The sequence below is a fragment of the Burkholderia cepacia GG4 genome (assembly GCF_000292915.1).
In the GTDB taxonomy this organism is placed as follows: Bacteria; Pseudomonadota; Gammaproteobacteria; order Burkholderiales; family Burkholderiaceae; genus Burkholderia; species Burkholderia cepacia_D.
Genome location: NC_018513.1, coordinates 38,436 through 60,892, shown reverse-complemented (window position 1 = coordinate 60,892; position 22,457 = coordinate 38,436). Strand labels below are relative to the sequence as shown.

The window sequence follows — 22,457 nt, the reverse complement described above, 5'->3', positions numbered from 1 at the left end:
TCGACCCATTCATCCATGACAAGAAATCGCTTCGTTATGCGGCGCGTTGCCACGACCCTGATCGTCGCCGGCATCATCGTCTCGCAGGCCGCCTACGCTCAGGTCACGCTCAATTTCGTGAATGCGGATATCGACCAGGTCGCCAAGGCGATCGGCGCCGCAACCGGCAAGACCATCATCGTCGACCCCCGGGTGAAGGGGCAGCTCAATCTCGTCGCTGAACGGCCGGTGCCGGAAGACCAGGCGCTGAAGACGCTGCAGTCGGCACTGCGCATGCAGGGCTTCGCGCTGGTCCAGGATCACGGAGTGCTGAAGGTCGTGCCCGAGGCCGATGCGAAGCTGCAGGGCGTGCCGACCTACGTCGGCAATGCGCCGCAGGCGCGCGGCGACCAGGTCATCACGCAGGTGTTCGAGCTGCACAACGAATCGGCGAACAACCTGCTGCCGGTGCTGCGGCCGCTGATCTCGCCGAACAACACGGTCACCGCCTACCCGGCGAACAACACGATCGTCGTCACCGACTACGCGGACAACGTGCGCCGCATCGCGCAGATCATCTCGGGCGTCGACAGCGCCGCGGGCGCGCAGGTGCAGGTCGTGCCGCTGCGCAACGCGAACGCGATCGACCTTGCCGCGCAACTGCAGAAGATGCTCGACCCCGGCGCGATCGGCAACAGCGATGCGACGCTGAAGGTGTCGGTCACGGCCGACCCGCGCACCAACTCGCTGATGCTGCGCGCCTCGAGCGCCTCGCGCCTCGCGGCGGCGAAGCGCCTCGTGCAGCAGCTCGACGCGCCGAGCGCGGTGCCCGGCAACATGCACGTGGTGCCGCTGCGCAACGCGGATGCGGTGAAGCTCGCGAAGACGCTGCGCGGGATGCTCGGCAAGAGCAGCGGCGACAGCGGCTCGTCCGCGTCGTCCAACGATGCGAACAGCTTCAACCAGAGCGGCGGCTCGTCGTCGAGCGGCAACTTCTCGACCGGCACGTCCGGCACCCCGCCGCTGCCGTCCGGCGGCCTCGGCGGTTCGTCTTCGTCGTCCTACGGCAGCGGCGCGTCGGGTAGCGGCGGCCTCGGCACCGCCGGCTTGCTCGGCGGCGACAAGGACAAGAGCGACGACAACCAGCCCGGCGGGATGATCCAGGCCGATGCGGCGACCAACTCGCTGATCATCACCGCGTCCGATCCGGTCTACCGGAACCTGCGCTCGGTGATCGACCAGCTCGACGCGCGGCGTGCGCAGGTCTATATCGAAGCACTGATCGTCGAGCTGAACTCGACGACGCAGGGCAACCTCGGCATCCAGTGGCAGGTGGCGAGCGGCCAGTTCCTCGGCGGCACCAACCTGGCGGCCACGGCCGGCAACGTCGCGGGCAACAGCATCATCAACCTGACGACCGGCGGCACGGCGGCCACCACCGGGCTGGCCGCCAATCTCGCGAACCTCAACCAGGGCCTCAACATCGGCTGGCTGCACAACATGTTCGGCGTGCAGGGGCTCGGCGCGCTGCTGCAGTATTTCGCGGGCGTGAGCGACGCGAACGTGCTGTCGACACCGAACCTGATCACGCTCGACAACGAGGAAGCGAAGATCGTCGTCGGCCAGAACGTGCCGATCGCGACCGGTTCGTATTCGAACCTGACGAGCGGCACGACGAGCAATGCATTCAATACCTACGACCGTCGCGACGTCGGCCTGACGCTGCACGTGAAGCCGCAGATCACCGACGGCGGGATCCTGAAGCTGCAGCTGTACACGGAGGATTCGGCGGTCGTCAGCGGGACCACGAGCGCGCAGACCGGCCCGACCTTCACGAAGCGCTCGATCCAGTCGACGATCCTCGCGGACAACGGCGAGATCATCGTGCTCGGCGGCTTGATGCAGGACAACTACCAGGTGTCGAACAGCAAGGTGCCGCTGCTCGGCGACATCCCGTGGATCGGCCAGTTGTTCCGTTCGGAATCGAAGCAGCGCCAGAAGACCAACCTGATGGTGTTCCTGCGTCCGGTGATCATCTCCGATCGCAGTACCGCGCAGGAAGTCACGGCGAACCGCTACGACTACATCCAGGGCGTGACGGGCGCGTACAAGTCGGATAACAACGTGATCCGCGACAAGGACGATCCGGTCGTCCCGCCGATGCCGCTCGGCCCGAGCCAGGGCGGTACGCCTGCCGGGAACCTGTTCGATCTCGACAAGATGCGTCGCCAGCAGCTGCAGCGTCAGGTTGCGCCCGCGCCCGCACCGGCCCAGGTGCAGCCGCAGAGCGTGCCGCAGCAGACCATCCCGCAACAACCGCTGACCGCCACGCCGGGAGCCTCGCAGTGAGCAACGTGCTCGCGTCCTCTGCCCAAGACGGCGCGCCGGGCGAACGGCAGCCGCCGTCGCCGCTTGCCGCGCGCCTGTTGCCGTACGGCTTCGCGAAGAGCGGCCAGGTGCTGATCGCGCACCAGCTCGACGACGCGCTCGAGGTGTGGGTCAGCGAGCGCACGAACGATGCGGCGCTCGCCGAAATCGCGCGCAACTTCGGTTCGATTTCCGTGCATCGCGTGCCGGCCGACGAGCTCGCGCAGGCGATCAACCAGGCCTACGCGCGCCAGGACGGCAGCGCGGCGCAGATCGTCGGCGAGGTCGAAGGCGAAGTCGACCTGTCGCGACTGATGCAGGACATCCCCGAAGTCGAAGATCTGCTCGAGTCGGAAGACGACGCGCCGATCATCCGGATGATCAACGCGCTGCTCACTCAAGCGGCGCGCGAACAGGCATCGGACATTCACATCGAGCCGTTCGAGAATGCGTCGGTCGTGCGGTTTCGCGTCGACGGCACGCTGCGCGACGTCGTGCGCCCGAAGAAGGCGCTGCACGGCGCGCTGATCTCGCGGATCAAGATCATGGCGCAACTCGACATCGCCGAGAAACGCCTGCCGCAGGACGGCCGCATCACGCTGCGTGTCGGCGGCCGGCCGGTCGACGTGCGGGTGTCGACGCTGCCGACCGGGCACGGCGAGCGGGCGGTGCTGCGTCTCCTGGAAAAGGATGCGCAGCGCCTGAACCTCGAAGCGCTCGGGATGGGCCGCGACACGCTTGGCCAGTTCGACAAGCTGATCGGCCGCCCGCACGGGATCGTGCTGGTGACGGGCCCGACCGGCTCGGGCAAGACGACGACGCTGTACGCGTCGATGTCGCGGCTCGAGACGGCGACGACCAACATCATGACCGTCGAGGACCCGATCGAATACGACCTGTCCGGCATCGGCCAGACGCAGGTGAACGAGCGGATCGGGATGACCTTTGCCCGTGCGCTGCGTTCGATCCTGCGCCAGGACCCGGACGTGATCATGATCGGCGAAATCCGCGATCTCGAAACCGCGCAGATCGCGGTGCAGGCGTCGCTGACGGGCCACCTCGTGCTCGCGACGCTGCACACCAACGATGCGGCATCGGCGGTCACGCGTCTGACCGACATGGGCGTCGAGCCGTACCTGCTCGCGTCGTCGCTGCTCGGCGTGCTCGCGCAGCGCCTGGTGCGCCAGTTGTGCCCGGTCTGCAAGGAAGAGCGGCACGAGGAAGGTCGCACCGTCTGGCATCCGGTCGGCTGCGCCAAGTGCGGCCATTCGGGTTATGCGGGCCGGCGCGGCGTATACGAACTGCTGGTGATCGACGACTCGATCCGCACGCTGATCCACCGCAACGCGGCCGATGCGGAGATTCTCGCCGCGGGCCGCGCGGAAGGGATGCGCACACTGCGCGACGACGCCGAGCGCTGGCTCGCGGCCGGGGCGACGTCGCTCGAGGAAGTGCTGCGCGTGACGGGAGGCGCGTAGCGCGATGCCGGCATTCCGTTTCGAAGCAATCGATTCGGCGGGGCGCCCGCAGAAAGGCGTGATCGATGCCGACAGCGCGCGTGGCGCGCGCGGCCAGCTGCGCACGCAGGGGCTCACGCCGCTCGTCGTCGAGCCGGCCGCCAGCGCGACGCGCGGCGCGCGTTCGCAGCGGCTCGCGTTTGGCCGCAAGCTGACGCAGCGCGAACAGGCGATCCTCACGCGCCAGCTCGCGAGCCTGCTGATTGCGGGGCTGCCGCTCGACGAAGCGCTCGGCGTGCTGACCGAGCAGGCCGAGCGCGACTATATCCGCGAACTGATGGCCGCGATCCGCGCCGAGGTGCTCGGCGGCCATTCGCTTGCGAATGCGCTGGGCGAGCATCCGCGCGACTTCCCGGAAATCTATCGCGCGCTGGTCGCGGCGGGCGAGCACACCGGCAAGCTCGGCATCGTGCTGTCGCGGCTCGCCGACTACATCGAACAGAGCAACGCGCTGAAGCAGAAGATCCTGCTGGCGTTCACGTATCCGGGAATCGTCACGCTGATCGCATTCGGCATCGTCACGTTCCTGCTGAGCTACGTCGTGCCGCAGGTCGTCAACGTGTTCGCGAGCACGAAGCAGCAGCTGCCGCTGCTGACGATCGTGATGATGGCGCTGTCCGATTTCGTGCGGCACTGGTGGTGGGCGATCCTGATCGCGGTCGCGCTCGTCGTGTGGTTCGTGAAGGCGACGCTGTCGCGCGACGGGCCGCGGCTCGCGTTCGACCGCTGGGTGCTGACCGCGCCGCTCGCGGGCAAGCTCGTGCGCGGCTACAACACGGTGCGCTTCGCGAGCACGCTCGGCATCCTCACCGCGGCCGGCGTGCCGATCCTGCGCGCATTGCAGGCGGCCGGCGAGACGCTGTCGAACCGCGCGATGCGCGCGAACATCGACGATGCGATCGTGCGCGTGCGCGAAGGCTCGGCGCTGTCGCGCGCGCTGAACAACGTGAAGACGTTTCCGCCGGTGCTCGTGCACCTGATCCGCTCCGGCGAAGCGACGGGCGACGTGACGACGATGCTCGACCGTGCGGCGGAAGGCGAGGCGCGCGAACTCGAGCGGCGCACGATGTTCCTGACGAGCCTGCTCGAGCCGCTGCTGATCCTGGCGATGGGCGGGATCGTGCTCGTGATCGTGCTGGCCGTGATGCTGCCGATCATCGAGCTGAACAACATGGTGCAGTGACGGCCTGAGCGTCGGTCAGGCCGCCAGCGTTCAACGCATGTAGATCGCGGGGGACGGCGTGTTGGCCGGGAGCTGGATTTCGGCGCGGGCGCCGTTGCGGTCGACGATGATCGAGCGGCTGCGGACTTCGGCGAGCTTCGCGCCGGGCGTGACGTCCGCGCCGAGCGACACGGCGCGCGGCGGCTCGCCGCCGACGCCGACGATCGCAGCGCCGCCATGATCGAGCGCGAGAATGCCGAACAGGTGGATGTCCTGCACGGGATTCTTGTCGAGCTGTCCGCCGAAGAGCGCGGCGGCGTCCTCGGTGCGGATCGGCAACCGCGCGGCGGCGGCGGGCAGCGGCGCTTGGCGGGCTGACAGCGTGACGACCCAGTAGGTGGCCGTCGCGCACAAACCCGCGAAGAGGGCTAGGGAGAGGATCCGGATCGAGAGCGCGTTCATGCGCGCTATTGTACGGATGTATATGAAATTTGCGTTGGGTGAAAGCCCTCGGCAATGCACGCCTTACAATGCGTGCTCCGCGCCCGGGGAAACGGAAGCTTGCCGTCAGGCAAGCGTCCGGAATGCGCCGGCTGCGTCACTCAATCGACGACATTTTTTGTAAAGAGGTAGTCAGTCATGCAAACGTGGATCACTCGCCGTAATGCGGCCGTGCGCCGTCAGCGCGGTTTCACGCTGATCGAGATCATGGTGGTGGTCGCGATCCTCGGGATCCTGGCGGCACTGATCGTGCCGAAGATCATGAGCCGTCCCGACGAGGCGCGCCGTATCGCCGCGAAGCAGGACATCGGCACGATCATGCAGGGGCTCAAGCTGTACCGTCTCGACAACGGCCGCTATCCGACCCAGGAGCAGGGCCTGAACGCGCTGATCCAGAAGCCGTCCACCGATCCGATCCCGAACAACTGGAAGGACGGCGGCTATCTCGAGCGCCTGCCGAACGATCCGTGGGGCAACGGGTACAAGTACCTGAACCCGGGCGTGCACGGCGAAATCGACGTGTTCAGCTACGGCGCCGACGGCAAGGAAGGCGGCGAAGGCAACGACACCGACATCGGTTCGTGGCAGTAAGCCTGCGCTGGTCGGCCCGACGTTCGTCCTAGTTCTTCATTTCATGCCCGCCCTTCGCACGCCGTTGCGCTCTGCTCGCGCTCGCCGCGCCGACCGCGACAGCCGCGTGCGTCGCGTCGCGGCCGTGGCGCATGCGCGCGCACGCGGCTTCACGCTGCTCGAGATGCTGGTCGTGCTCGTGATCGCGGGCCTGCTGGTGTCGCTGGCATCGCTGTCGCTGACGCGTAACCCGCGCACCGACCTGCGCGAGGAAGCGCAGCGCATTGCGCTGCTGTTCGAGAGCGCCGGCGACGAAGCGCAGGTACGCGCGCGCCCGATCGCGTGGCAGCCGACCGCGCACGGCTTTCGTTTCGACGTGAGCTCGCCCGACGGCTGGCGCACGCTGCGCGACGACCTGCTGCGCCCGCGCGACTGGGACGGCGGCGTCACGGGCGCCGACATCGACTATCCCGGGTCCGACACGCGCGCGAGCCGCGTCGTGTTCGGCACCGAAAGCATCGACACGCCGGTGCGCGTGACGCTGCATTCGGCGGTCGGCAGCGCGACGATCGTCGGCACCGGCAACGGCCGCTACGAGGTGCAATGACGATGCGTCGTCGCCTGCCCTTCCCGGCTTCTTCTTCCCGCCGCCCAAGTGAACTTGTTGCGGCGCGCCCCCCAAGGGGACTTCCTGTGGCGCGCGGCTTCACGATGATCGAGGTGCTGGTCGCGCTCGCGATCATCGCGGTCGCGCTCGCCGCGTCGATCCGTGCGGTCGGCACGATGGCGACCAACGCGTCCGATCTCCATCGCCGGCTGCTCGCCGGCTGGAGTGCCGACAACGCGCTCGCGCAACTGCGGCTCACGCATGCGTGGCCGGAGGTCGGCGAGCAGAGCTTCGATTGTTCGCAGGGCAACGTGCAGCTGGTCTGCACGCAACGCGTGAGCACCACGCCGAACCCGGTGTTCCGGCGCGTGCAGATGTCGGTGAGCATGCCGGGGCGCGCCGGCGTGCTCGCGCAAATGGTGACGGTGGTCGCGAATGAAACCATCCGTCCGCTCTGACGCGCCGATGCGACGCCCGCCGGCGCGCCGCGTGCACGTGCCGCGTCCGAAAGGCTTCACGCTGATCGAACTGATGATCGCGATCGCGATCCTCGCGGTGGTCGCGATCCTTTCGTGGCGCGGGCTCGACCAGATCATGCGCGGCCGCGACAAGGTCGCGTCCGCGATGGAAGACGAGCGCGTGTTCGCGCAGATGTTCGACCAGATGCGCATCGACGCGCGGCTCGCCGCGACCGACGACGAAGCCGGCCAGCCGGCGATCGGCGTCGCCGGCAATACGCTGCAGATCGTGCGTGAACTCGATGTGCCGGGCGCCGCGCCGCGGCTGCAGGTGGTCCGCTACCGGATCGCCGGCGGGCGCGTCGTGCGCTACGCGTCGCCGCCGCTCGACGATGCGAACCGGTTGCAGGGCGTGCTGAAGGACAGCAGCGTCGAGGGCTGGAGCTGGGTCGCGCTGATGGGTGGCGTCGGCGCGATCGACGCGAAGCTGTACGTGCCGCGCGTCGGCTGGACCACCAACCTGCAGACGGCCAACGACGCGCTGTCGCAGAACAACGATGCGCTGAAAGTGCCGCAGATCGGCAACGCGCCGCCGACGCGCGCGGTGACGGGGCTGCAGGTCAGCATCGGCGCGACGTCGCTGCGCGTGCCCGTCACGCGCATCTTCCTCGTCGGGGAATGACGATGTGCACACGCCCTCGCCGCTCCCGGTTCGCCGCTGGTGCCGCCGCACGCAGGCCGGCGCGCGCCCGCCGCGAGCGCGGCGCGGCGATCATCACCGCGCTGCTCGTCGTCGCGCTGTCGGCGATCCTCGTGTCGGGGATGCTGTGGCGCCAGCAGGTGCAGATTCGCCGCATCGAGAACCAGCGCGTGATCGCGCAGGCGCAGTGGGTCGCACGCGGCGCGCTCGACTGGACGCGCATGATCCTGCGCTCCGAAGGCGACACGGCGCCCGGCATCACCTATCTCGGCGGGATCTGGGCCGTGCCGATCGCGAAGACCAAGCTGTCGGATTTCCTCGGCCGGATCGGCGCGCCCAACGACAATGGCGGCGAAGACACCTACATCTCCGGATCGATCGAGGACGCGCAGGCGAAGTACAACTTGCGCAACCTCGTGTCGTCGCCGGCGCCCGGCGTGCTGCAGCTCAACGTGATGCAGCTCAAGGCGTTCCAGCGGCTGTTGACGACGCTCGGCTACGACGGCGCGTTGGCAAAACGGATCGCGCTGCAGATGCGCGCGGGCCTGATGCATTCGGCAACGCGCTTCCAGACGCCGGCGTTGCCCGGCGCCGGTACGGCCGCGACCGCGCCGGTCGCCGGCGACGACATGCAGGCCGGCAACTTCACCGACGAACCGGGGATGTCCGACGGCGATCGCGGCCCCGCGCCGCTGCTGCTGACGGGCGTCGACAGCCTGCTCGACGTCGAAGGCGTGACGCCCGAGATGGTCGCGCGGCTGCGCCCGTTCGTCACCGTGCTGCCGACCACGACGCCGGTCAACATGAATACCGCCCCGGCCGAGGTAATCGCGGCGCTGATACCGGGGATGGGCGTGTCGTCCGCGCAGGCGCTCGTGGCGCGCCGCGAGACCGTGTTTTTCCGCAACGTCGGCGACGTGCAGCTCGCGCTGCGCGGTGCCGGCGCGCCGAACGTGACGATCGATTCGAGCCTCGTCGACGTCAATTCGAGCTATTTCATCGTGCACGGCCGGATCCAGCACGACCGCGCGGAGGTCGATCGCACCTCGCTCGTGTATCGTGATCCGACCACACATTCGACGCGGGTCGTGCGCATCCGCGACCAGCTATAACGACGCCATTCGGGAGAGGAGCTCTTGAGCACGCTGATTGTTTCTTTGCCGCCGCGCGAGCCGGCCGTGCCGCTGCAGGAGTGGCAGTGGCCCGAGCTGCCGTTCACGCTCGTGGACAAGGCCGGCCAGGTGCAGCGCGCAGGCCGCGCCGCGCTCACGCTGCTGCCGCGCGCGAATGCGACGGTGCTGATCGTCGCTGCGCGCGACGTGCTGCTGCTGGCCGCGACCGTGCCGCCGCTCAAGGGGCCGAAGCTGCGCCAGGCGCTGCCCAACATCGTCGAGGATCAGCTGATCCAGGATCCGCTCGGCTGCCATATCGCACTCGATCCGGTCGCGCTGCCCGACGGCCGCCGCGTGTTGGCCGTCGTCGATCGCGCGTGGTTCCGCACGATCTGCGAAGCGTTCACCGCGGCCGGCCATCGGCACCTGAGCGCGGTGCCCGCGACACGCTGCCTGCCCGCGCCGCGCGCGGCGGCGGAAACGGCACTTCAAGCACCTGCCGACGGTGAGGCCGTCAAAGCCGACGCGATCACGGATGCGGCCGAGCCGACCGTTCGCCCGACCGCGGTGGCCGCGGTGCTCGGGCTCGCGACGACGGTCGAACCGGCACTCGTCGAAGCCGGTGCGCAGCCGGCGGCGGCCGGTGCGCCGCGACTCGAACTCGCGGTCGCGCGCGGTGCGCTCGGCGAAGGTTTCGCGGCGCCCGCATCGCGCGCCGGCGGCACGCTGGCCGCGCTCGCGGGCGGCGGCGACGTCGAACTGTACGAACTCGGCGAGCCGGGCGCGGAGCCGCGGCTCGCGTCGGTCGGACGCGCCGACGGCCCGCTGCTGCCGGGTGCGCAGCCGCTGTCGTTCGACACGTTCGCGCGGCGTGCGCTCGCCGAGCACTTCGATCTGTGCCAGTTCGAATTCGAGTCGCAGCCGTGGCGCTTCGATCGCGCGACGGTGAAGCGCCTGCGCGTGCCGATCGCACTGGTCGCGGCCACGCTCGGCGTCGCGGTGATCGGCATGAACGTGCACTGGTGGAAGCTGTCGCGCGAGCGCGACGCTCTGTCCGCGCAGATCACCGAGACGCTGTTGTCCGCGTTCCCGAAGACGACGACGGTGCTCGATCCGCCCGCGCAGATGCAGCGCCAGCTCGACCAGCTGCGCGTTGCGGCGGGCGAGCTGTCGCCGAACGATTTCCTCGCGCTGTCGAGCGGGCTGTCGCGTTCGATGGGCGCGCTGCCGCTGAACGGGATCGCGTCGCTCGATTATCACGATCGGCGGCTCGACGTCGGCTTCAAGCCGGAGGTCAAGGTCGACCCCGATTTCCCGCAGCGTCTCGCACGCAACGGGCTGGCCGGCGAAGTCGACAGCAGCACCGGCAAATGGACGATCCGGAGCCGCTCATGAAGACCGAACAACTGAACCAGACGCTGGCCCAGTTCTGGGGCGAGCGCACGCCGCGCGAAAAGACGCTGCTCGGCTGGGGCGGCGCCGTGCTGGCCGTCGCGATCGCGTATTCGGTGCTGTGGTCGCCGGCGCAGGAAGGCCGCGCCAGGATCCGGCACGAACTGCCGACGATGCGCCGCGAGCTCGCGCAGATGACCGAGCAGGCCAACGAGGCGAAGTCTCTGACGGCCGCCGCGCAAGGCGTCGCGCCGACCGGGCTGGCGCTGAAGGATGCGCTGACCGCGTCGCTGTCCGATCACGGGCTGCAGGGCGCGCAGGCGCAGATCGTCGGCAACGGCGTGCAGATCCAGATGAAGAACGTGCCGTTCCCGGTGTGGACGCAGTGGCTCGACGACGCGCGCCGGCAGTTCAAGGTGCAGGTTGGCGAAGCGCACGTGACCGGACTGAAGGAAGACGGCCAGGTCGACCTGACGGCCGTGATGCAACCCTCGATGCAGAAATGACGCAGTGGATGAAACCAGCGGCGGTCGGCCGATGAGGCCAGGGATCAGGCGGCTCGTCGCCGCATTGCAGTGGGGGATGGCAGGCGGGCTCGCGACCGCGGTGACGCTCGTCGCGCTCGCGCCGGCCGCGTGGATCGCGCCGCAGTTCGCGCGCGCGACCGGCGGCCACGTGAACCTCGTCGATCCGGACGGCTCGCTGTGGCACGGGTCGGGCACGCTGATGCTCGCGCCGGGCGCGGACCAGAGCGCGGCGACGCTGCTGCCGGGCCGGGTCGAATGGACCACGCGCTTCTGGCCGCTCCTGACCGGGCGCGTGCAGATGCACATGCGGCAGACCGAGGCGATGCCCGATGCGGTCACGCTCGACGCAACGTGGCGCGGCGCGGTGCTGTCGGCGGGCACGATGGCCGTGCCCGCGTCGCTGCTCGCGGGGCTCGGCACGCCGTTCAACACGCTCGACCTGCAGGGCAACGTGCGGCTCGGCTGGACCGACTGGCGGATGATCGGCGCCAACGCGTTCGGCCAGCTGACGGTGACGATCGATTCGATGAGTTCGCGCGTGTCGCGCGTGAAGCCGCTCGGGTCGTACCGCGCAGTAGTGCAGGCGAAGGGATCGGGCGCCGATCTCGACCTGTCGACGACGCAGGGCCCGCTGTTCCTCGACGGGCACGGCAGCTTCGGCCCCGGTCAGGGCGGGTTTCGCGGCACCGCGCATGCGGCGCCCGAGCAACAGGCGAACCTCGCGGGGCTGTTGAACCTGCTCGGCCATCCGCTCGGCAACAACGAGGTGTCGCTGATCTTCGGCGACGCGACGCGCTGACGCGCGCGGCGCCCACTCCTTTCCCGCTTACTTCTGTGCGACCGGCACGGCGGCCGGCGCCGCCGCCCCGGACGCCGGCACCGGTGCCGGCGCGGCCATGTCGCCCGTTTCGCGCGTCATGTCCGACGCATCCCAGCCGCCGCCGAGCGCCTTCACGAGCCCGACCGACGACACCATCCGCTGCCCGGCGATCGTCGCGAGCTTCTGCTGCGCGGTGAACGCGGTGGTCTGCGCGGTCAGCACGTTCAGGTAGGCGACCGTGCCGGCCTTGTACTGGTTCGTGACGATCGCGAGCGCGTGCTCGGCACTGTCGACGGCCTGCCGCTGCACGTCGACTTCCTGCGCGAGGATGCGCTGCGACGCGAGGTTGTCCTCGACGTCCTGGAACGCGGTGAGCACCGCGAGGCGATACGCGGCGACGTCCTGGTCGTAGGTCGCGCGCGCGGCGTCGGTTTGCGCGGCGCGCAGGCCGGCGTCGAACAGCGTTGCAGCGAGTTGCGGGCCGACCGTCCAGAACCGCGCGGGCAGCGTAAACAGTTGCGACCACACCGAGCTCTGGAAGCCGCCGGTGGCCGACAGCGTGAGCGTCGGGAAGAACGCGGCGATCGCGACGCCGATCTGCTCGTTCGCGGAAGCCGCGCGGCGCTCGGCCGCCGCGATGTCGGGCCGACGCTCGAGCAGCGCGGACGGCACGTCGACCGGCGTGATCGGCGGTTCGGCCGCGAGCGGGTTCGGCGGCAGCGAGAACGTCGAGGCCGGTTCGCCGATCAATGTCGCGATCGCATGTTCGTACTGCGCGCGCGCGACGCCGTTTTCGATGGCCGCCGCCTGCGCGCTCTGCAGCTGCGTCTGCGCCTGGATCACGTCCGCGCGCGCGGCGACACCCTGCGCGTACTGGTTCTGCGTGAGCTTCAGCGATTCGCCGTACGACTTCACGGTGTCGTCGAGCAGCTTCTGCAGCGCATCGGACGTGCGCAGCTGGAAGTAGGTTTGCGCGAGCAACGCCTGCTGCGACAGCCGCGCGTTCGCGAGATCGGCCGCGGCGGCCGCTTCGCCGGCGCGCTGCGCGCTGACGGTGCGGCTCACCTTGCCCCACAGGTCGGGTTCCCAGCTTGCGTCGAGGCCGACGCTGTAGCTGTTGCTGATCGATGAGCTGCTGCCGAAGCTCGACGACCCCGACGTGCGCGCCGAGCGGGCGCGTGAGCCGGACGCGGTCAGCCCGACGGTCGGGAAATACGCGGCGCGCGCCTCGGTGACGAGCGCGCGGGCCTGCCGGTACGCGGCGGCCGATTGCGCGATGGTCTGGTTCGACGCGTTGAGCTTGCCGATCAGCGCGTCGAGCTGCGGATCGTTGTAGACGCTCCACCACGGGCCGCGGTCGGCCCGGTCGGCCGGCTGCGCGACCTTCCAGCCGGCCGGCGCTTCCTTGAAGGCGGCGGGGATCGACGTGTCGGGCCGGTGATAGTCGGGCCCGACGGCGCAGCCGGCGAGCAGCACGGCCGTCGCAACGGCGACGGCGGCGCTCAGCGGGCGAAAGGCGCGCGGGAGGGGGGCGTACGGCATCGTGGTATTCCTGTCTGGGCGCGACGGCCGGCGAGCGGCGTCGCGCGATGCGGTCGTGGTGCCGCTGGCGGACAAATGGTAACTGACGGCGGGAAAGCTGCGCAGCCCTAAGGGTACGGTGCGCAGCGGTGCGCATGTGTTACCGGCGCGGCCGGCCGGTTTACGGGCCATTACGGACCGCTTGCGGGCGAAACAGGGAACGCGTCCGTCGAATACGACAACGGGCCGCGGCTGGCGCGGCCGTTGGTCAGTCAGTCAGGCGGGCGGCAGTGGCGCGGCGTCAGTGGCAGCGCACGGGCAGCGGGACGGGTTCGGCGGCGGACCGCCATGTCGACGGCTCCGTTGCCGCCGGCTGGCTCGTGCGGCGTGCGGCGCCCTTCGCGTTGCGCTGCCGGCGATGATCGAACCATGCGAACCCGAGCGCCGCCAGCGATCCGCCCGGTACCACCAGCATCGTCACGTACAGCGCGATTTTCCAGCCGCGGTGCGGCCCGGAGAACACATGATGAGCGGTATCGGTCAGGTTGCGGCGCAGCGCGCCGGCGGCATTTTTCAGGAACAGCATCGCGAACATCCTCGGGGGCCTGGCAGCGCAGGCGCAGCGGTCAGAACATCGTCTCCGGCAGTGCAACATGCACGTCGTAACTGGTTGACTGAAATAATATTGACTAAGCAAGCATTTTTCAAGATACTGGGCGCGTTTTGACCTGAAACGCACTGTTGCTGCGCGCGCAATCGCATGAACGGCGGCCTCTACGATCCCGACACCATCGCACTGGAAACGAGCCTCGGTTACTACCTGACCAAGGCCCGGCAGGCGCTCGTCGAGCGGATGGATCGCGCGCTCGAGCCGTACGACCTCACCGCGCAGCAGATCGGTGTGATCCTGCTGCTGTCGCGCGGCTATGCGCGTACGCCGTTCGAGCTGTCGCGCAAGATGTCGTACGACAGCGGCTCGATGACGCGGATGCTCGACCGTCTCGAGCGCAAGGGCCTGGTCGCGCGCTCGCGCAGCGAACAGGACCGCCGGGTGATCGAGTTGACGCTGACCGAACGCGGCGCCGATGCGGCCCGCGCGCTGCCGTCGCTGATCGCGACCGCGCTGAACACGCAGCTCGCCGGCTTTTCGGCCGACGAACTTGCGACGCTCACCGGCCTGCTGCAGCGCTTCATCGCCAACGGGCCCGGCGACGCCGGCTGCCCGAAGCCCGACGAACCGGACTGCTGAGCGCGGGAGGCCCGATGTCTAGGTTAAGCATTCGCTTATTTCTCTGTCTGGGCAGAAGATGACGAGGCACGTGCTCTGTCTGTCCGCTTATCCGTTCCCCCCGGCCGGGCCGCGCGGTGTCGCGCGCCCGTGCTCTGTGCCGGCGCGTCGTGTGCGCCGGGCCTAGGAGATTCCGATGTCCGCCACCACGACATCCGCCGCGCCCCCTGCCGCCGAACCCGCGCCGCTTACCGGCGGCGCGCTCGCGCTGCTCACCGTCGGGCTCGCGCTCGGCACCTTCATGGAAGTGCTCGACACGTCGATCGCGAACGTCGCGGTGCCGACCATCTCGGGCAGCCTCGGCGTCGCGACGAGCGAAGGCACGTGGGTGATCTCGTCGTATTCCGTCGCGTCCGCGATCGCGGTGCCGCTGACCGGCTGGCTCGCGCGACGAGTCGGCGAGGTGCGGCTCTTCACGCTGTCGGTGCTCGCGTTCACGGTCGCGTCGGCGCTGTGCGGCTTCGCGTCGAACTTCGAGACGCTGATCGCGTTCCGGCTGCTGCAGGGCCTCGTATCGGGGCCGATGGTGCCGCTGTCGCAGACGATCCTGATGCGCAGCTACCCGCCCGCGAAGCGCGGGCTCGCGCTCGGGCTATGGGCGATGACGGTGATCGTCGCGCCGATCTTCGGTCCATTGCTCGGCGGCTGGATCAGCGACAACTACACGTGGCCGTGGATCTTCTATATCAATTTGCCGATCGGCATCTTCTCCGCGACCTGCGCGTACTTCCTGCTGCGCGGCCGTGAGACCAGGACGACCAAGCAGCGGATCGACGCGATCGGCCTCGCGCTGCTGGTGATCGGCGTGTCGTGCCTGCAGATGATGCTCGACCTCGGCAAGGACCGCGACTGGTTCAACTCGACCTTCATCGTCGCGCTCGCGCTGATCGCGGTCGTGTCGCTCGCGTTCATGCTCGTGTGGGAGGCAACCGAGAAGGAGCCGGTGGTCGACCTGTCGCTGTTCAAGGACCGCAACTTCGCGCTCGGCGCGCTGATCATCTCGTTCGGCTTCATGGCGTTCTTCGGCTCGGTCGTGATCTTCCCGCTGTGGCTGCAGACTGTGATGGGCTACACGGCCGGCAAGGCCGGCCTCGCGACCGCGCCGGTCGGGCTGCTCGCGCTCGTGCTGTCGCCGCTGATCGGGCGCAACATGCACCGGCTCGACCTGCGGATGGTCGCGTGCTTCGCGTTCATCGTGTTCGCGGGCGTGTCGGTCTGGAATTCGACGTTCACGCTCGACGTGCCGTTCAACCACGTGATCCTGCCGCGGCTCGTGCAGGGGATCGGCGTCGCGTGCTTCTTCGTGCCGATGACGACGATCACGCTGTCGAGCATCTCCGACGACCGGCTCGCGAGCGCATCGGGGCTGTCGAACTTCCTGCGCACGCTGTCGGGCGCGATCGGCACCGCGGCCAGCTCGACGTTCTGGGAGAACGATGCGATCTATCACCATGCGCGGCTGTCGGAATCGGTGAGCATCTACGCGCAGAACACGACCGACTATCAGGGCGCGCTCGCGCAGCTCGGGATCGTCGGGCAGACGGCCAACGCGCAGCTCAACCAGCTCGTCACGCAGCAGGGCTTCATGATGGCGACCAACGACTTCTTCCACCTGTCGGCGGGCATGTTCATCGTGCTCGCGGCGCTCGTGTGGATCACGAAGCCGAAGAAGGGCGCGGGGCCGGCGATGGGGCATTGAACGCGCGGCGGGCCGCAGCGGCGCCCGCCCGTGCCCGGTTCCGCGCCGCCGCCCGCGTGGCGGGCCTCACTCCCTCGCCCGCAACCCGCCGAACGCCAGATCGTCACCCGACGCGATCGGCAGCGTCGCCCGCGCAACCTCGAGCCACGCCCGCGCCGCGTGCGACAGGTAGCCCTTCTTCAGCCAGCCCAGCGCGATCGCCCACGTGATCTCGGGTTCGACGATCGGCCGGCACGTGAACTGCCGCGTGTCGAGCCGCCGGCAGTACGGCTCCGGCAACAGCGCGATGCCGACCCCCGCGTGCACGAGCGCGGCCATGAAATCCCAGTGGCCGCTGCGGCTCACGATCGACGGCGTGAAGCCGACCTGCCGGCACGCATCGAGCACCGCGTCGTGCAGCGCGAGGCTTTCCGCGTAGAACACGAACGACTCGCGCGCGAGATCGGCGAGCGGCACGGTCGCGTGGTCCTCCCAGCGCGACTCGCGCGGCGCGACCAGCCACAGCGGCGCGCGCACCATCGGCAGCCGCTCGAACGTGCCCGGATCGACCGGCTCCAGCAGCCCGCCGAGTTCCAGTTCGCCCGACATCAGCGCGGCCTCGATCATCCGCGCGCCCTGCTCGAACAGCTTCAGCTCGATGTTCGGATAGCGCTGCTTGTACGCGGCGATGATCGGCGTGAACAGCGACCCGCCGAGCGGCGGAATGCCGATCGTCAGCTCGCCGCGCCCGAGCGTGCCGAGATCGTTCAGCTCCGACTGCAGCTGCGCCTGCGCGGCGAGCACGTCCTGGCCGCGCTGGAACACGATCCGCCCCGCGTCGGTCAGCACCATCTGCCGGCCGTCGCGCAACAGGAGCGGCGAGCCGATCTCGTCCTCGAGCGCCTTCACCATCTTGCTGATGGTCGGCTGCGTGACGAATAGCCGGTCGGCGGCCGCGGTGAAGCTCTGCTGACGGACCACCTCGACGAAGTACCGCAGCGCGCGCAATTCCATCGATCACTCCCCAGATTGGTGCGGTGAACAAAAACGAATTCCGAATTGGAATGACAAGGATAGAGACAAGTCATTTTATTTATGGTTAGGGGAAACCCTATACTTGCACCATTGACAGAATTATCTGTATGGAGCCCGCCATGACCAAGCCGACCGCCACTGCCACCGCCCGCCCCGCCGCTTCGGGCAACGTTGCGCACACGGGCCGGATCGTGCTGCAGGCCACCGCGCTCGGCGTGCTGTGGATGGCGGTCGACTGGGCCGTGCGCGCGGTCGGGCTGCCGGTGCCGTCCGGCGTGATCGGCCTCGCGGTGCTCCTCGTGCTGCTGTTCTCGGGCCGCGTCGCGCCTGCGTGGGTGAAGGACGGCGCGAACTGGCTGCTGTCCGACATGCTGTTGTTCTTCGTGCCGGCCGCCGTCGCGGCGGTCCAGTACGGCGGGCTGTTCCGCGAGGACGGCTGGCGCATCGCGCTGGTCATGCTCGCCGGCACCGCGTTCGTGATGGTCGCGGTGGCCGTTGCGGTCGACCTCGCCGCGAAGCTCGAACGCCGGCTCGCCGCGCAACGCGTGTTCAACGAACGCCGCCGCGCACGCCTCGCCACCGTGTCCGCGCACTGAGCCGGAGCCTGCGATGCTTGCGCTGCTGTCGAACCTGTCCGCCGACCAGGTGAATACCGCGATCTCCGTCGGCTGCTTCGTGCTGACGGTCGTACTGTATTTCGCGTCGAAGCGGCTCTATGCGTACAAGAAGACGCTGCTGTTCTCGCCGCTCGTGTTCGTGCCGGGCGTGCTGGTGCTGCTCGTCGTGCTGACCGGCATCCCGTATTCGGTCTATTTCCGCGACACGCGCTGGCTGATGTGGCTGCTCGGCCCGGCCACGATCGCGTTCGCGGTGCCGATCTACGAGTATCGCGACCTGATCCGCCGCCACTGGCTGTCGCTGTCGGTCGGCGTCGCGGTCGGGATCGGCGCGGGCGTGTGCGGTTCGCTGCTGCTCGCGAAGCTGCTGCACCTGTCGCCCGAGCTGCAGCGCTCGCTGATGACGCGCTCCGTATCGACCCCGTTCGCGCTCGCCGTGTCCGACAAGATCCATGCGCCGAAGGACCTCACCGCGCTGTTCGTGATCGCAACCGGCATCTGCGGGATGCTGCTCGGCGAGATCGTGCTCGCGCTCGTGCCGATGCGCACGCGGCTCGCGCGCGGCGCGCTGTTCGGCGCGGCCGCGCACGGCGTGGGCACCGCGAAGGCGCGCGAAATCGGGAACGAGGAAGGCGTCGTGTCGAGCCTGACGATGATGATCGCGGGCGTCGCGATGGTGCTGATCGCGCCGCTCCTGTCGCTTCTGCCGATCTGACGGTGCGCGGGCGGGCGCCGCCCCCCGCCGTGCCCACCCGCCCCGCCTGGCGGCCCGGCTCCCGCCGACCGCCCCCCGCCCCGCCCGGTCGTTTCCCCCGCCGTTCCTACCCTGCATCGAGCCGACACCCGGCCGACAATCGGCTGAGATAGCCGCAAATCCCCCCTCTTTTCCGCCCATCGGGCTCGGCCCGGATGCCGAACAATGCATGCTACGAGACATCACGCACGCATTCACATGGCCTCCACGACCGCAAACCCGACTGCCGACAGGCCGGCTTCGTCCGGCAAGTTCAAGCGCATCGCGCTCATCGCCGTCATCGCGCTGGGCGCGGCGGCTGCCGCCGCGGGCGGCATGTACGTGTTCCTGAGCAAGGCGGGCGTCGGCCATGCGAGCGCGCCCGCCGAACCGGCGCCGCTCGCCGCGCCGGTGTTCTTCCCGCTCGACCCGCTGACCGTGAACCTGCAGTCTGACGACGGCGCGCAGCACTACCTGCGCGTCGGCCTGTCGCTGAAGCTCACCGACCCGAAGGCGCAGGAGCAGCTGACCGCGCGGATGCCGGAAATCCGCAGCCGGATCCTGCTCGCGCTGTCGAACAAGCATCCCGAGGAGCTCGCGACGCCGGACGGCAAGCATGCACTCGCGAAGGAACTGCGGGACCTGATCGAGCAGCCGACGCAGCCGGGCAATCAGCGCGCGAAGGTCGACGACGTGCTGTTCACCGAATTCGTCGTCCAGTAACGCGGCCGCAAAAGGAGCGCGCATGGGCCACCAGGAGTTCATGTCCCAGGAGGAGGTCGATGCCCTCCTCAAGGGCGTCACGGGCGAAACCGACACGGTCGACGAGAAGCGCGACACGTCGGGCGTCCGCCCCTACAACATCGCGACGCAGGAGCGGATCGTCCGCGGCCGGATGCCCGGCCTCGAGATCATCAACGACCGCTTCGCGCGCTTGCTGCGGATCGGCATCTTCAACTTCATGCGGCGCACGGCGGAAATCTCCGTGAGCCAGGTGAAGGTGCAGAAGTACAGCGAGTTCACCCGCAACCTGCCGATCCCGACGAACCTGAACCTGGTGCACGTGAAGCCGTTGCGCGGCACGTCGCTGTTCGTGTTCGACCCGAACCTCGTGTTCTTCGTCGTCGACAACCTGTTCGGCGGCGACGGGCGCTTTCACACGCGCGTCGAGGGCCGCGATTTCACGGCCACCGAGCAGCGGATCATCGGCAGGCTGCTGAACCTCGTGTTCGAGCACTACACGACCGCGTGGAAGAGCGTGCGGCCGCTGCAGTTCGAATTCGTGCGCTCGGAGATGCACACGCAGTTCGCGAACGTCGCGACGCCGAACGAGATCGTGATCGTCACGCAGTTCTCGATCGAGTTCGGGCCGACGGGCGGCACCCTGCACATCTGCATGCCGTACTCGATGATCGAGCCGATCCGCGACGTACTGAGCTCGCCGATCCAGGGCGAGGCGCTCGAAGTCGACCGCCGCTGGGTGCGCGTGCTGTCGCAGCAGGTGCAGTCGGCCGAGGTCGAGCTGAGCGCGGATCTCGCCGAGATCCCGTCGACGTTCGAGAAGATCCTGAACCTGCGCGCGGGCGACGTGCTGCCGCTGGAAATCGCGGAAACGATCACCGCGAAGGTCGACGGCGTGCCGGTGATGGAATGCGGCTACGGCATTTTCAATGGTCAATATGCGTTGCGCGTGCAGAAGATGATCAGCGCGGGCGAAACGATGAAGGAAGGTGGATATGAGTGAGCTGAACCCGACGCCCGAACTCGACCCGCAGGCGCTCGCCGACGCGGCGCTCGCGGAATCGGCCGCGGCCGCGCTGGCGGCACCCGCCGCCGCGGAAGAAGATCCGGGCATGGACGACTGGGCTGCCGCGCTCGCCGAGCAGAACCAGCAGCCGGTGCAGGCAGGCGCGACCGGCGCGGGCGTGTTCCAGCCGCTGTCGAAGGCGGCGGCCAGCTCGACGCACAACGACATCGAGATGATTCTCGACATCCCGGTCAAGATGACCGTGGAACTCGGCCGCACGAAGATCGCGATCCGCAACCTGCTGCAGCTCGCGCAGGGTTCGGTCGTCGAGCTCGACGGCCTCGCCGGCGAGCCGATGGACGTGCTCGTGAACGGCTGCCTGATCGCGCAGGGCGAGGTCGTGGTCGTCAACGACAAGTTCGGCATCCGGCTGACCGACATCATCACGCCGGCCGAACGTATCCGGAAGCTGAATCGATGAACGTCGCGACGCCCGGCCGCCGCGCAATCGCGGCGGCGGTGGCCATCGCCGCGTCGCTCGCGTGCGCGCCGGCCGGCGCCGCCGACATGAACGCGGTGAACAACGCCGGCGCGATCGCGTCGGGCGTGATGGTCGGGTCGGCCGCGCCGTCGCTCGGCGTCGGCGCCGTGCTGCAGACGCTGGTCGGGCTCGCGGTCGTGATCGGCCTCGTGTTCGGCTGCGCGTGGCTTGCGCGCCGCTTCGGGTTCCAGCCCGCGCGGCGCGGCGGCCCGCTGAAGGTCGTGTCGAGCGTCGGGCTCGGCGCGAAGGAAAGCGCGACGATCGTGGAGATCGGCGATACCTGGCTTGTGCTCGGCGTCGCGCCGGGCAACGTGCGGCTGCTGCATACGCTGCCGGCCGGCTCGGCTGCGGCTGCGGCTTCGACCGACGCCCCCGCCGGCGCCGCCTCGGCCGAACGCGGCCAGCCCGGCACCTTCGGCGCACGGTTTCGCGACGCGCTCGCGGGCGAAGCCGCGAAGCGCTTCGGACGCGGCAAGGACCGCTGACATGGCGTCGTGCCCTCTTTCCGTTCCTGCATTCCGATGAAACACCAATTCCTGCGTCGCGCGGCGCGCTTCGCGCCCGTGCTGATCCTCGGCCTCGCTCCCGCGCTCGCGTGCGCGCAGGCGGCCGGCCTGCCCGCGTTCAACACGAGCCCGGGCCCGAACGGCGGCACTACCTATTCGCTGAGCGTGCAGACGATGCTGCTGCTCACGATGCTGTCGTTCCTGCCAGCGATGCTGCTGATGATGACGAGCTTCACGCGCATCATCATCGTGCTGTCGCTGCTGCGCCAGGCGCTCGGCACCGCGACGACGCCGCCGAACCAGGTGCTGGTCGGCCTCGCGATGTTCCTGACCTTCTTCGTGATGTCGCCGGTGCTCGACCGCGCCTACACCGACGGCTACAAGCCGTTCTCCGACGGCTCGATGCCGATGGAGCAGGCCGTTCAGCGCGGCGTCGCACCGTTCAAGACCTTCATGCTGAAGCAGACCCGCGAGACCGATCTCGCGCTGTTCGCGAAGATCTCAAAGGCCGCGCCGATGCAGGGCCCGGAAGACGTGCCGCTGTCGCTGCTGGTGCCCGCGTTCGTCACGAGCGAGCTGAAGACCGGCTTCCAGATCGGCTTCACGATCTTCATCCCGTTCCTGATTATCGACATGGTCGTCGCGAGCGTGCTGATGTCGATGGGGATGATGATGGTGTCGCCGTCCACGGTGTCGCTGCCGTTCAAGCTGATGCTGTTCGTACTGGTCGACGGCTGGCAGCTCCTGATCGGCTCGCTCGCGCAGAGCTTCACGTAAGCGGAGGAATCGCGCGATGACGCCCGAACAGGTGATGACGCTGGCGCACCAGGCAATGGTGGTCGGCCTGCTGCTCTCCGCCCCGCTGCTGCTGGTCGCACTTGTGGTCGGCCTCGTCGTGAGCCTGTTCCAGGCCGCGACGCAGATCAACGAATCGACGCTGTCGTTCATCCCGAAGCTGCTCGCGGTGGCCGCGACGCTGGTGATCGCCGGCCCGTGGATGCTGACGACGATGCTCGACTACCTGCGGCAGACGCTGCTGCACGTCGCGACGCTCGGCGCCGGCTGACCGGCGCGCACGG

General features: G+C 68.9%; 25 protein-coding genes. 21 read left to right on the top strand and 4 right to left on the bottom strand.

Annotation, left to right across the window (positions count from 1 at the left end; genetic code table 11):
• Positions 1-15 precede the first annotated feature (15 nt).
• From gspD to gspF, 3 genes are read left to right on the top strand one after another with little or no spacing between them, the layout of a single operon-like run.
• Positions 16-2,328, top strand: a complete 2,313-nt coding sequence (gene gspD, locus GEM_RS00295) for a type II secretion system secretin GspD (protein WP_041490416.1) — start codon at positions 16-18, stop codon at positions 2,326-2,328.
• Positions 2,325-3,824, top strand: a complete 1,500-nt coding sequence (gene gspE / locus GEM_RS00290; protein WP_014895462.1) for a type II secretion system ATPase GspE — start codon at positions 2,325-2,327, stop codon at positions 3,822-3,824. The genes gspD and gspE overlap by 4 nt, the downstream gene beginning before the upstream one ends.
• A 4-nt stretch (positions 3,825-3,828) precedes the next feature.
• Complete coding sequence (gene gspF, locus GEM_RS00285) at positions 3,829-5,046, top strand: type II secretion system inner membrane protein GspF (protein ID WP_014895461.1); 1,218 nt, start codon at positions 3,829-3,831, stop codon at positions 5,044-5,046.
• A gap of 30 nt (positions 5,047-5,076) precedes the next feature.
• Here the strand turns inward: gspF and GEM_RS00280 are convergent, their stop codons facing one another.
• Positions 5,077-5,487 carry a hypothetical protein gene (locus tag GEM_RS00280; protein WP_014895460.1) on the bottom strand — a complete coding sequence of 137 codons (411 nt, stop codon included), beginning with the start codon at positions 5,485-5,487 and terminating at the stop codon, positions 5,077-5,079.
• A gap of 177 nt (positions 5,488-5,664) precedes the next feature.
• Between GEM_RS00280 and gspG the strand changes: the two genes are divergently transcribed.
• The 8 genes from gspG to GEM_RS00240 are packed head-to-tail and all read left to right on the top strand — an operon-like array spanning position 5,665 to position 11,691.
• Positions 5,665-6,117, top strand: coding sequence for a type II secretion system major pseudopilin GspG (gspG, locus tag GEM_RS00275; RefSeq protein WP_014895459.1), 453 nt, complete (start codon positions 5,665-5,667; stop codon positions 6,115-6,117).
• A gap of 43 nt (positions 6,118-6,160) precedes the next feature.
• Positions 6,161-6,703 (top strand): GspH/FimT family pseudopilin, encoded by a 543-nt coding sequence (locus GEM_RS00270; protein WP_014895458.1) that lies wholly within the window; start codon positions 6,161-6,163, stop codon positions 6,701-6,703.
• A 2-nt stretch (positions 6,704-6,705) separates the two neighbouring features.
• Positions 6,706-7,161: a type II secretion system minor pseudopilin GspI gene (gene gspI, locus GEM_RS00265; RefSeq protein ID WP_080599416.1), complete on the top strand. Its 456-nt coding sequence runs from the start codon at positions 6,706-6,708 to the stop codon at positions 7,159-7,161.
• A complete protein-coding gene (locus GEM_RS00260) occupies positions 7,139-7,843 on the top strand; it encodes a PulJ/GspJ family protein (RefSeq protein WP_187293236.1) in 705 nt (234 codons plus the stop codon). Before gspI ends, GEM_RS00260 begins: the two co-directional genes overlap by 23 nt.
• Positions 7,844-7,845: 2 nt before the next feature.
• The gene (gene gspK / locus GEM_RS00255) at positions 7,846-8,973 is read left to right on the top strand and encodes a type II secretion system minor pseudopilin GspK (RefSeq protein WP_014895455.1); all 1,128 of its coding nucleotides are present in this window, start codon (positions 7,846-7,848) and stop codon (positions 8,971-8,973) included.
• Between the two features lie 24 nt (positions 8,974-8,997).
• The gene (gspL, locus tag GEM_RS00250; protein ID WP_014895454.1) at positions 8,998-10,368 is read left to right on the top strand and encodes a type II secretion system protein GspL; all 1,371 of its coding nucleotides are present in this window, start codon (positions 8,998-9,000) and stop codon (positions 10,366-10,368) included.
• Entirely contained in the window at positions 10,365-10,871 is a 507-nt protein-coding gene (gene gspM, locus GEM_RS00245; protein ID WP_014895453.1) for a type II secretion system protein GspM, read from the top strand. Before gspL ends, gspM begins: the two co-directional genes overlap by 4 nt.
• A 31-nt stretch (positions 10,872-10,902) precedes the next feature.
• A complete protein-coding gene (locus GEM_RS00240) occupies positions 10,903-11,691 on the top strand; it encodes a type II secretion system protein N (protein WP_014895452.1) in 789 nt (262 codons plus the stop codon).
• Positions 11,692-11,718: 27 nt separating this feature from the next.
• On the opposite strand, the gene GEM_RS00235 is transcribed toward GEM_RS00240, so the two are convergent.
• Positions 11,719-13,254 (bottom strand): efflux transporter outer membrane subunit, encoded by a 1,536-nt coding sequence (locus GEM_RS00235; RefSeq protein WP_014895451.1) that lies wholly within the window; start codon positions 13,252-13,254, stop codon positions 11,719-11,721.
• A 280-nt stretch (positions 13,255-13,534) separates the two neighbouring features.
• The gene (locus GEM_RS00230; RefSeq protein ID WP_014895450.1) at positions 13,535-13,819 is read right to left on the bottom strand and encodes a multidrug ABC transporter ATPase; all 285 of its coding nucleotides are present in this window, start codon (positions 13,817-13,819) and stop codon (positions 13,535-13,537) included.
• Positions 13,820-13,993: 174 nt separating this feature from the next.
• Between GEM_RS00230 and GEM_RS00225 the strand changes: the two genes are divergently transcribed.
• Complete coding sequence (locus GEM_RS00225) at positions 13,994-14,482, top strand: MarR family winged helix-turn-helix transcriptional regulator (RefSeq protein WP_014895449.1); 489 nt, start codon at positions 13,994-13,996, stop codon at positions 14,480-14,482.
• 175 nt (positions 14,483-14,657) lie between these two features.
• On the top strand, positions 14,658-16,220 hold the full coding sequence (locus GEM_RS00220) for a DHA2 family efflux MFS transporter permease subunit (RefSeq protein ID WP_014895448.1): 1,563 nt from the start codon (positions 14,658-14,660) through the stop codon (positions 16,218-16,220).
• Between the two features lie 66 nt (positions 16,221-16,286).
• Here the strand turns inward: GEM_RS00220 and GEM_RS00215 are convergent, their stop codons facing one another.
• Positions 16,287-17,213, bottom strand: a complete 927-nt coding sequence (locus tag GEM_RS00215; RefSeq protein ID WP_014895447.1) for a LysR family transcriptional regulator — start codon at positions 17,211-17,213, stop codon at positions 16,287-16,289.
• Between the two features lie 140 nt (positions 17,214-17,353).
• Here GEM_RS00215 and GEM_RS00210 point away from each other — a divergent pair, with 140 nt between their 5' ends.
• From GEM_RS00210 to fliQ, 8 genes are all read left to right on the top strand, one after another.
• Positions 17,354-17,830, top strand: a complete 477-nt coding sequence (locus GEM_RS00210; RefSeq protein WP_014895446.1) for a CidA/LrgA family protein — start codon at positions 17,354-17,356, stop codon at positions 17,828-17,830.
• Between the two features lie 13 nt (positions 17,831-17,843).
• Positions 17,844-18,566, top strand: coding sequence for an LrgB family protein (locus tag GEM_RS00205; protein WP_014895445.1), 723 nt, complete (start codon positions 17,844-17,846; stop codon positions 18,564-18,566).
• Between the two features lie 204 nt (positions 18,567-18,770).
• On the top strand, positions 18,771-19,307 hold the full coding sequence (gene fliL / locus GEM_RS00200) for a flagellar basal body-associated protein FliL (protein WP_051137955.1): 537 nt from the start codon (positions 18,771-18,773) through the stop codon (positions 19,305-19,307).
• Positions 19,308-19,329: 22 nt separating this feature from the next.
• On the top strand, positions 19,330-20,328 hold the full coding sequence (fliM, locus tag GEM_RS00195) for a flagellar motor switch protein FliM (protein WP_014895443.1): 999 nt from the start codon (positions 19,330-19,332) through the stop codon (positions 20,326-20,328).
• Positions 20,321-20,812 carry a flagellar motor switch protein FliN gene (gene fliN / locus GEM_RS00190; RefSeq protein WP_014895442.1) on the top strand — a complete coding sequence of 164 codons (492 nt, stop codon included), beginning with the start codon at positions 20,321-20,323 and terminating at the stop codon, positions 20,810-20,812. The genes fliM and fliN overlap by 8 nt, the downstream gene beginning before the upstream one ends.
• On the top strand, positions 20,809-21,357 hold the full coding sequence (fliO, locus tag GEM_RS00185) for a flagellar biosynthetic protein FliO (RefSeq protein WP_014895441.1): 549 nt from the start codon (positions 20,809-20,811) through the stop codon (positions 21,355-21,357). Before fliN ends, fliO begins: the two co-directional genes overlap by 4 nt.
• A 36-nt stretch (positions 21,358-21,393) precedes the next feature.
• Complete coding sequence (gene fliP, locus GEM_RS00180) at positions 21,394-22,155, top strand: flagellar type III secretion system pore protein FliP (protein WP_014895440.1); 762 nt, start codon at positions 21,394-21,396, stop codon at positions 22,153-22,155.
• A gap of 16 nt (positions 22,156-22,171) precedes the next feature.
• Positions 22,172-22,444: a flagellar biosynthesis protein FliQ gene (gene fliQ, locus GEM_RS00175; RefSeq protein ID WP_014895439.1), complete on the top strand. Its 273-nt coding sequence runs from the start codon at positions 22,172-22,174 to the stop codon at positions 22,442-22,444.
• Positions 22,445-22,457: the final 13 nt, after the last annotated feature.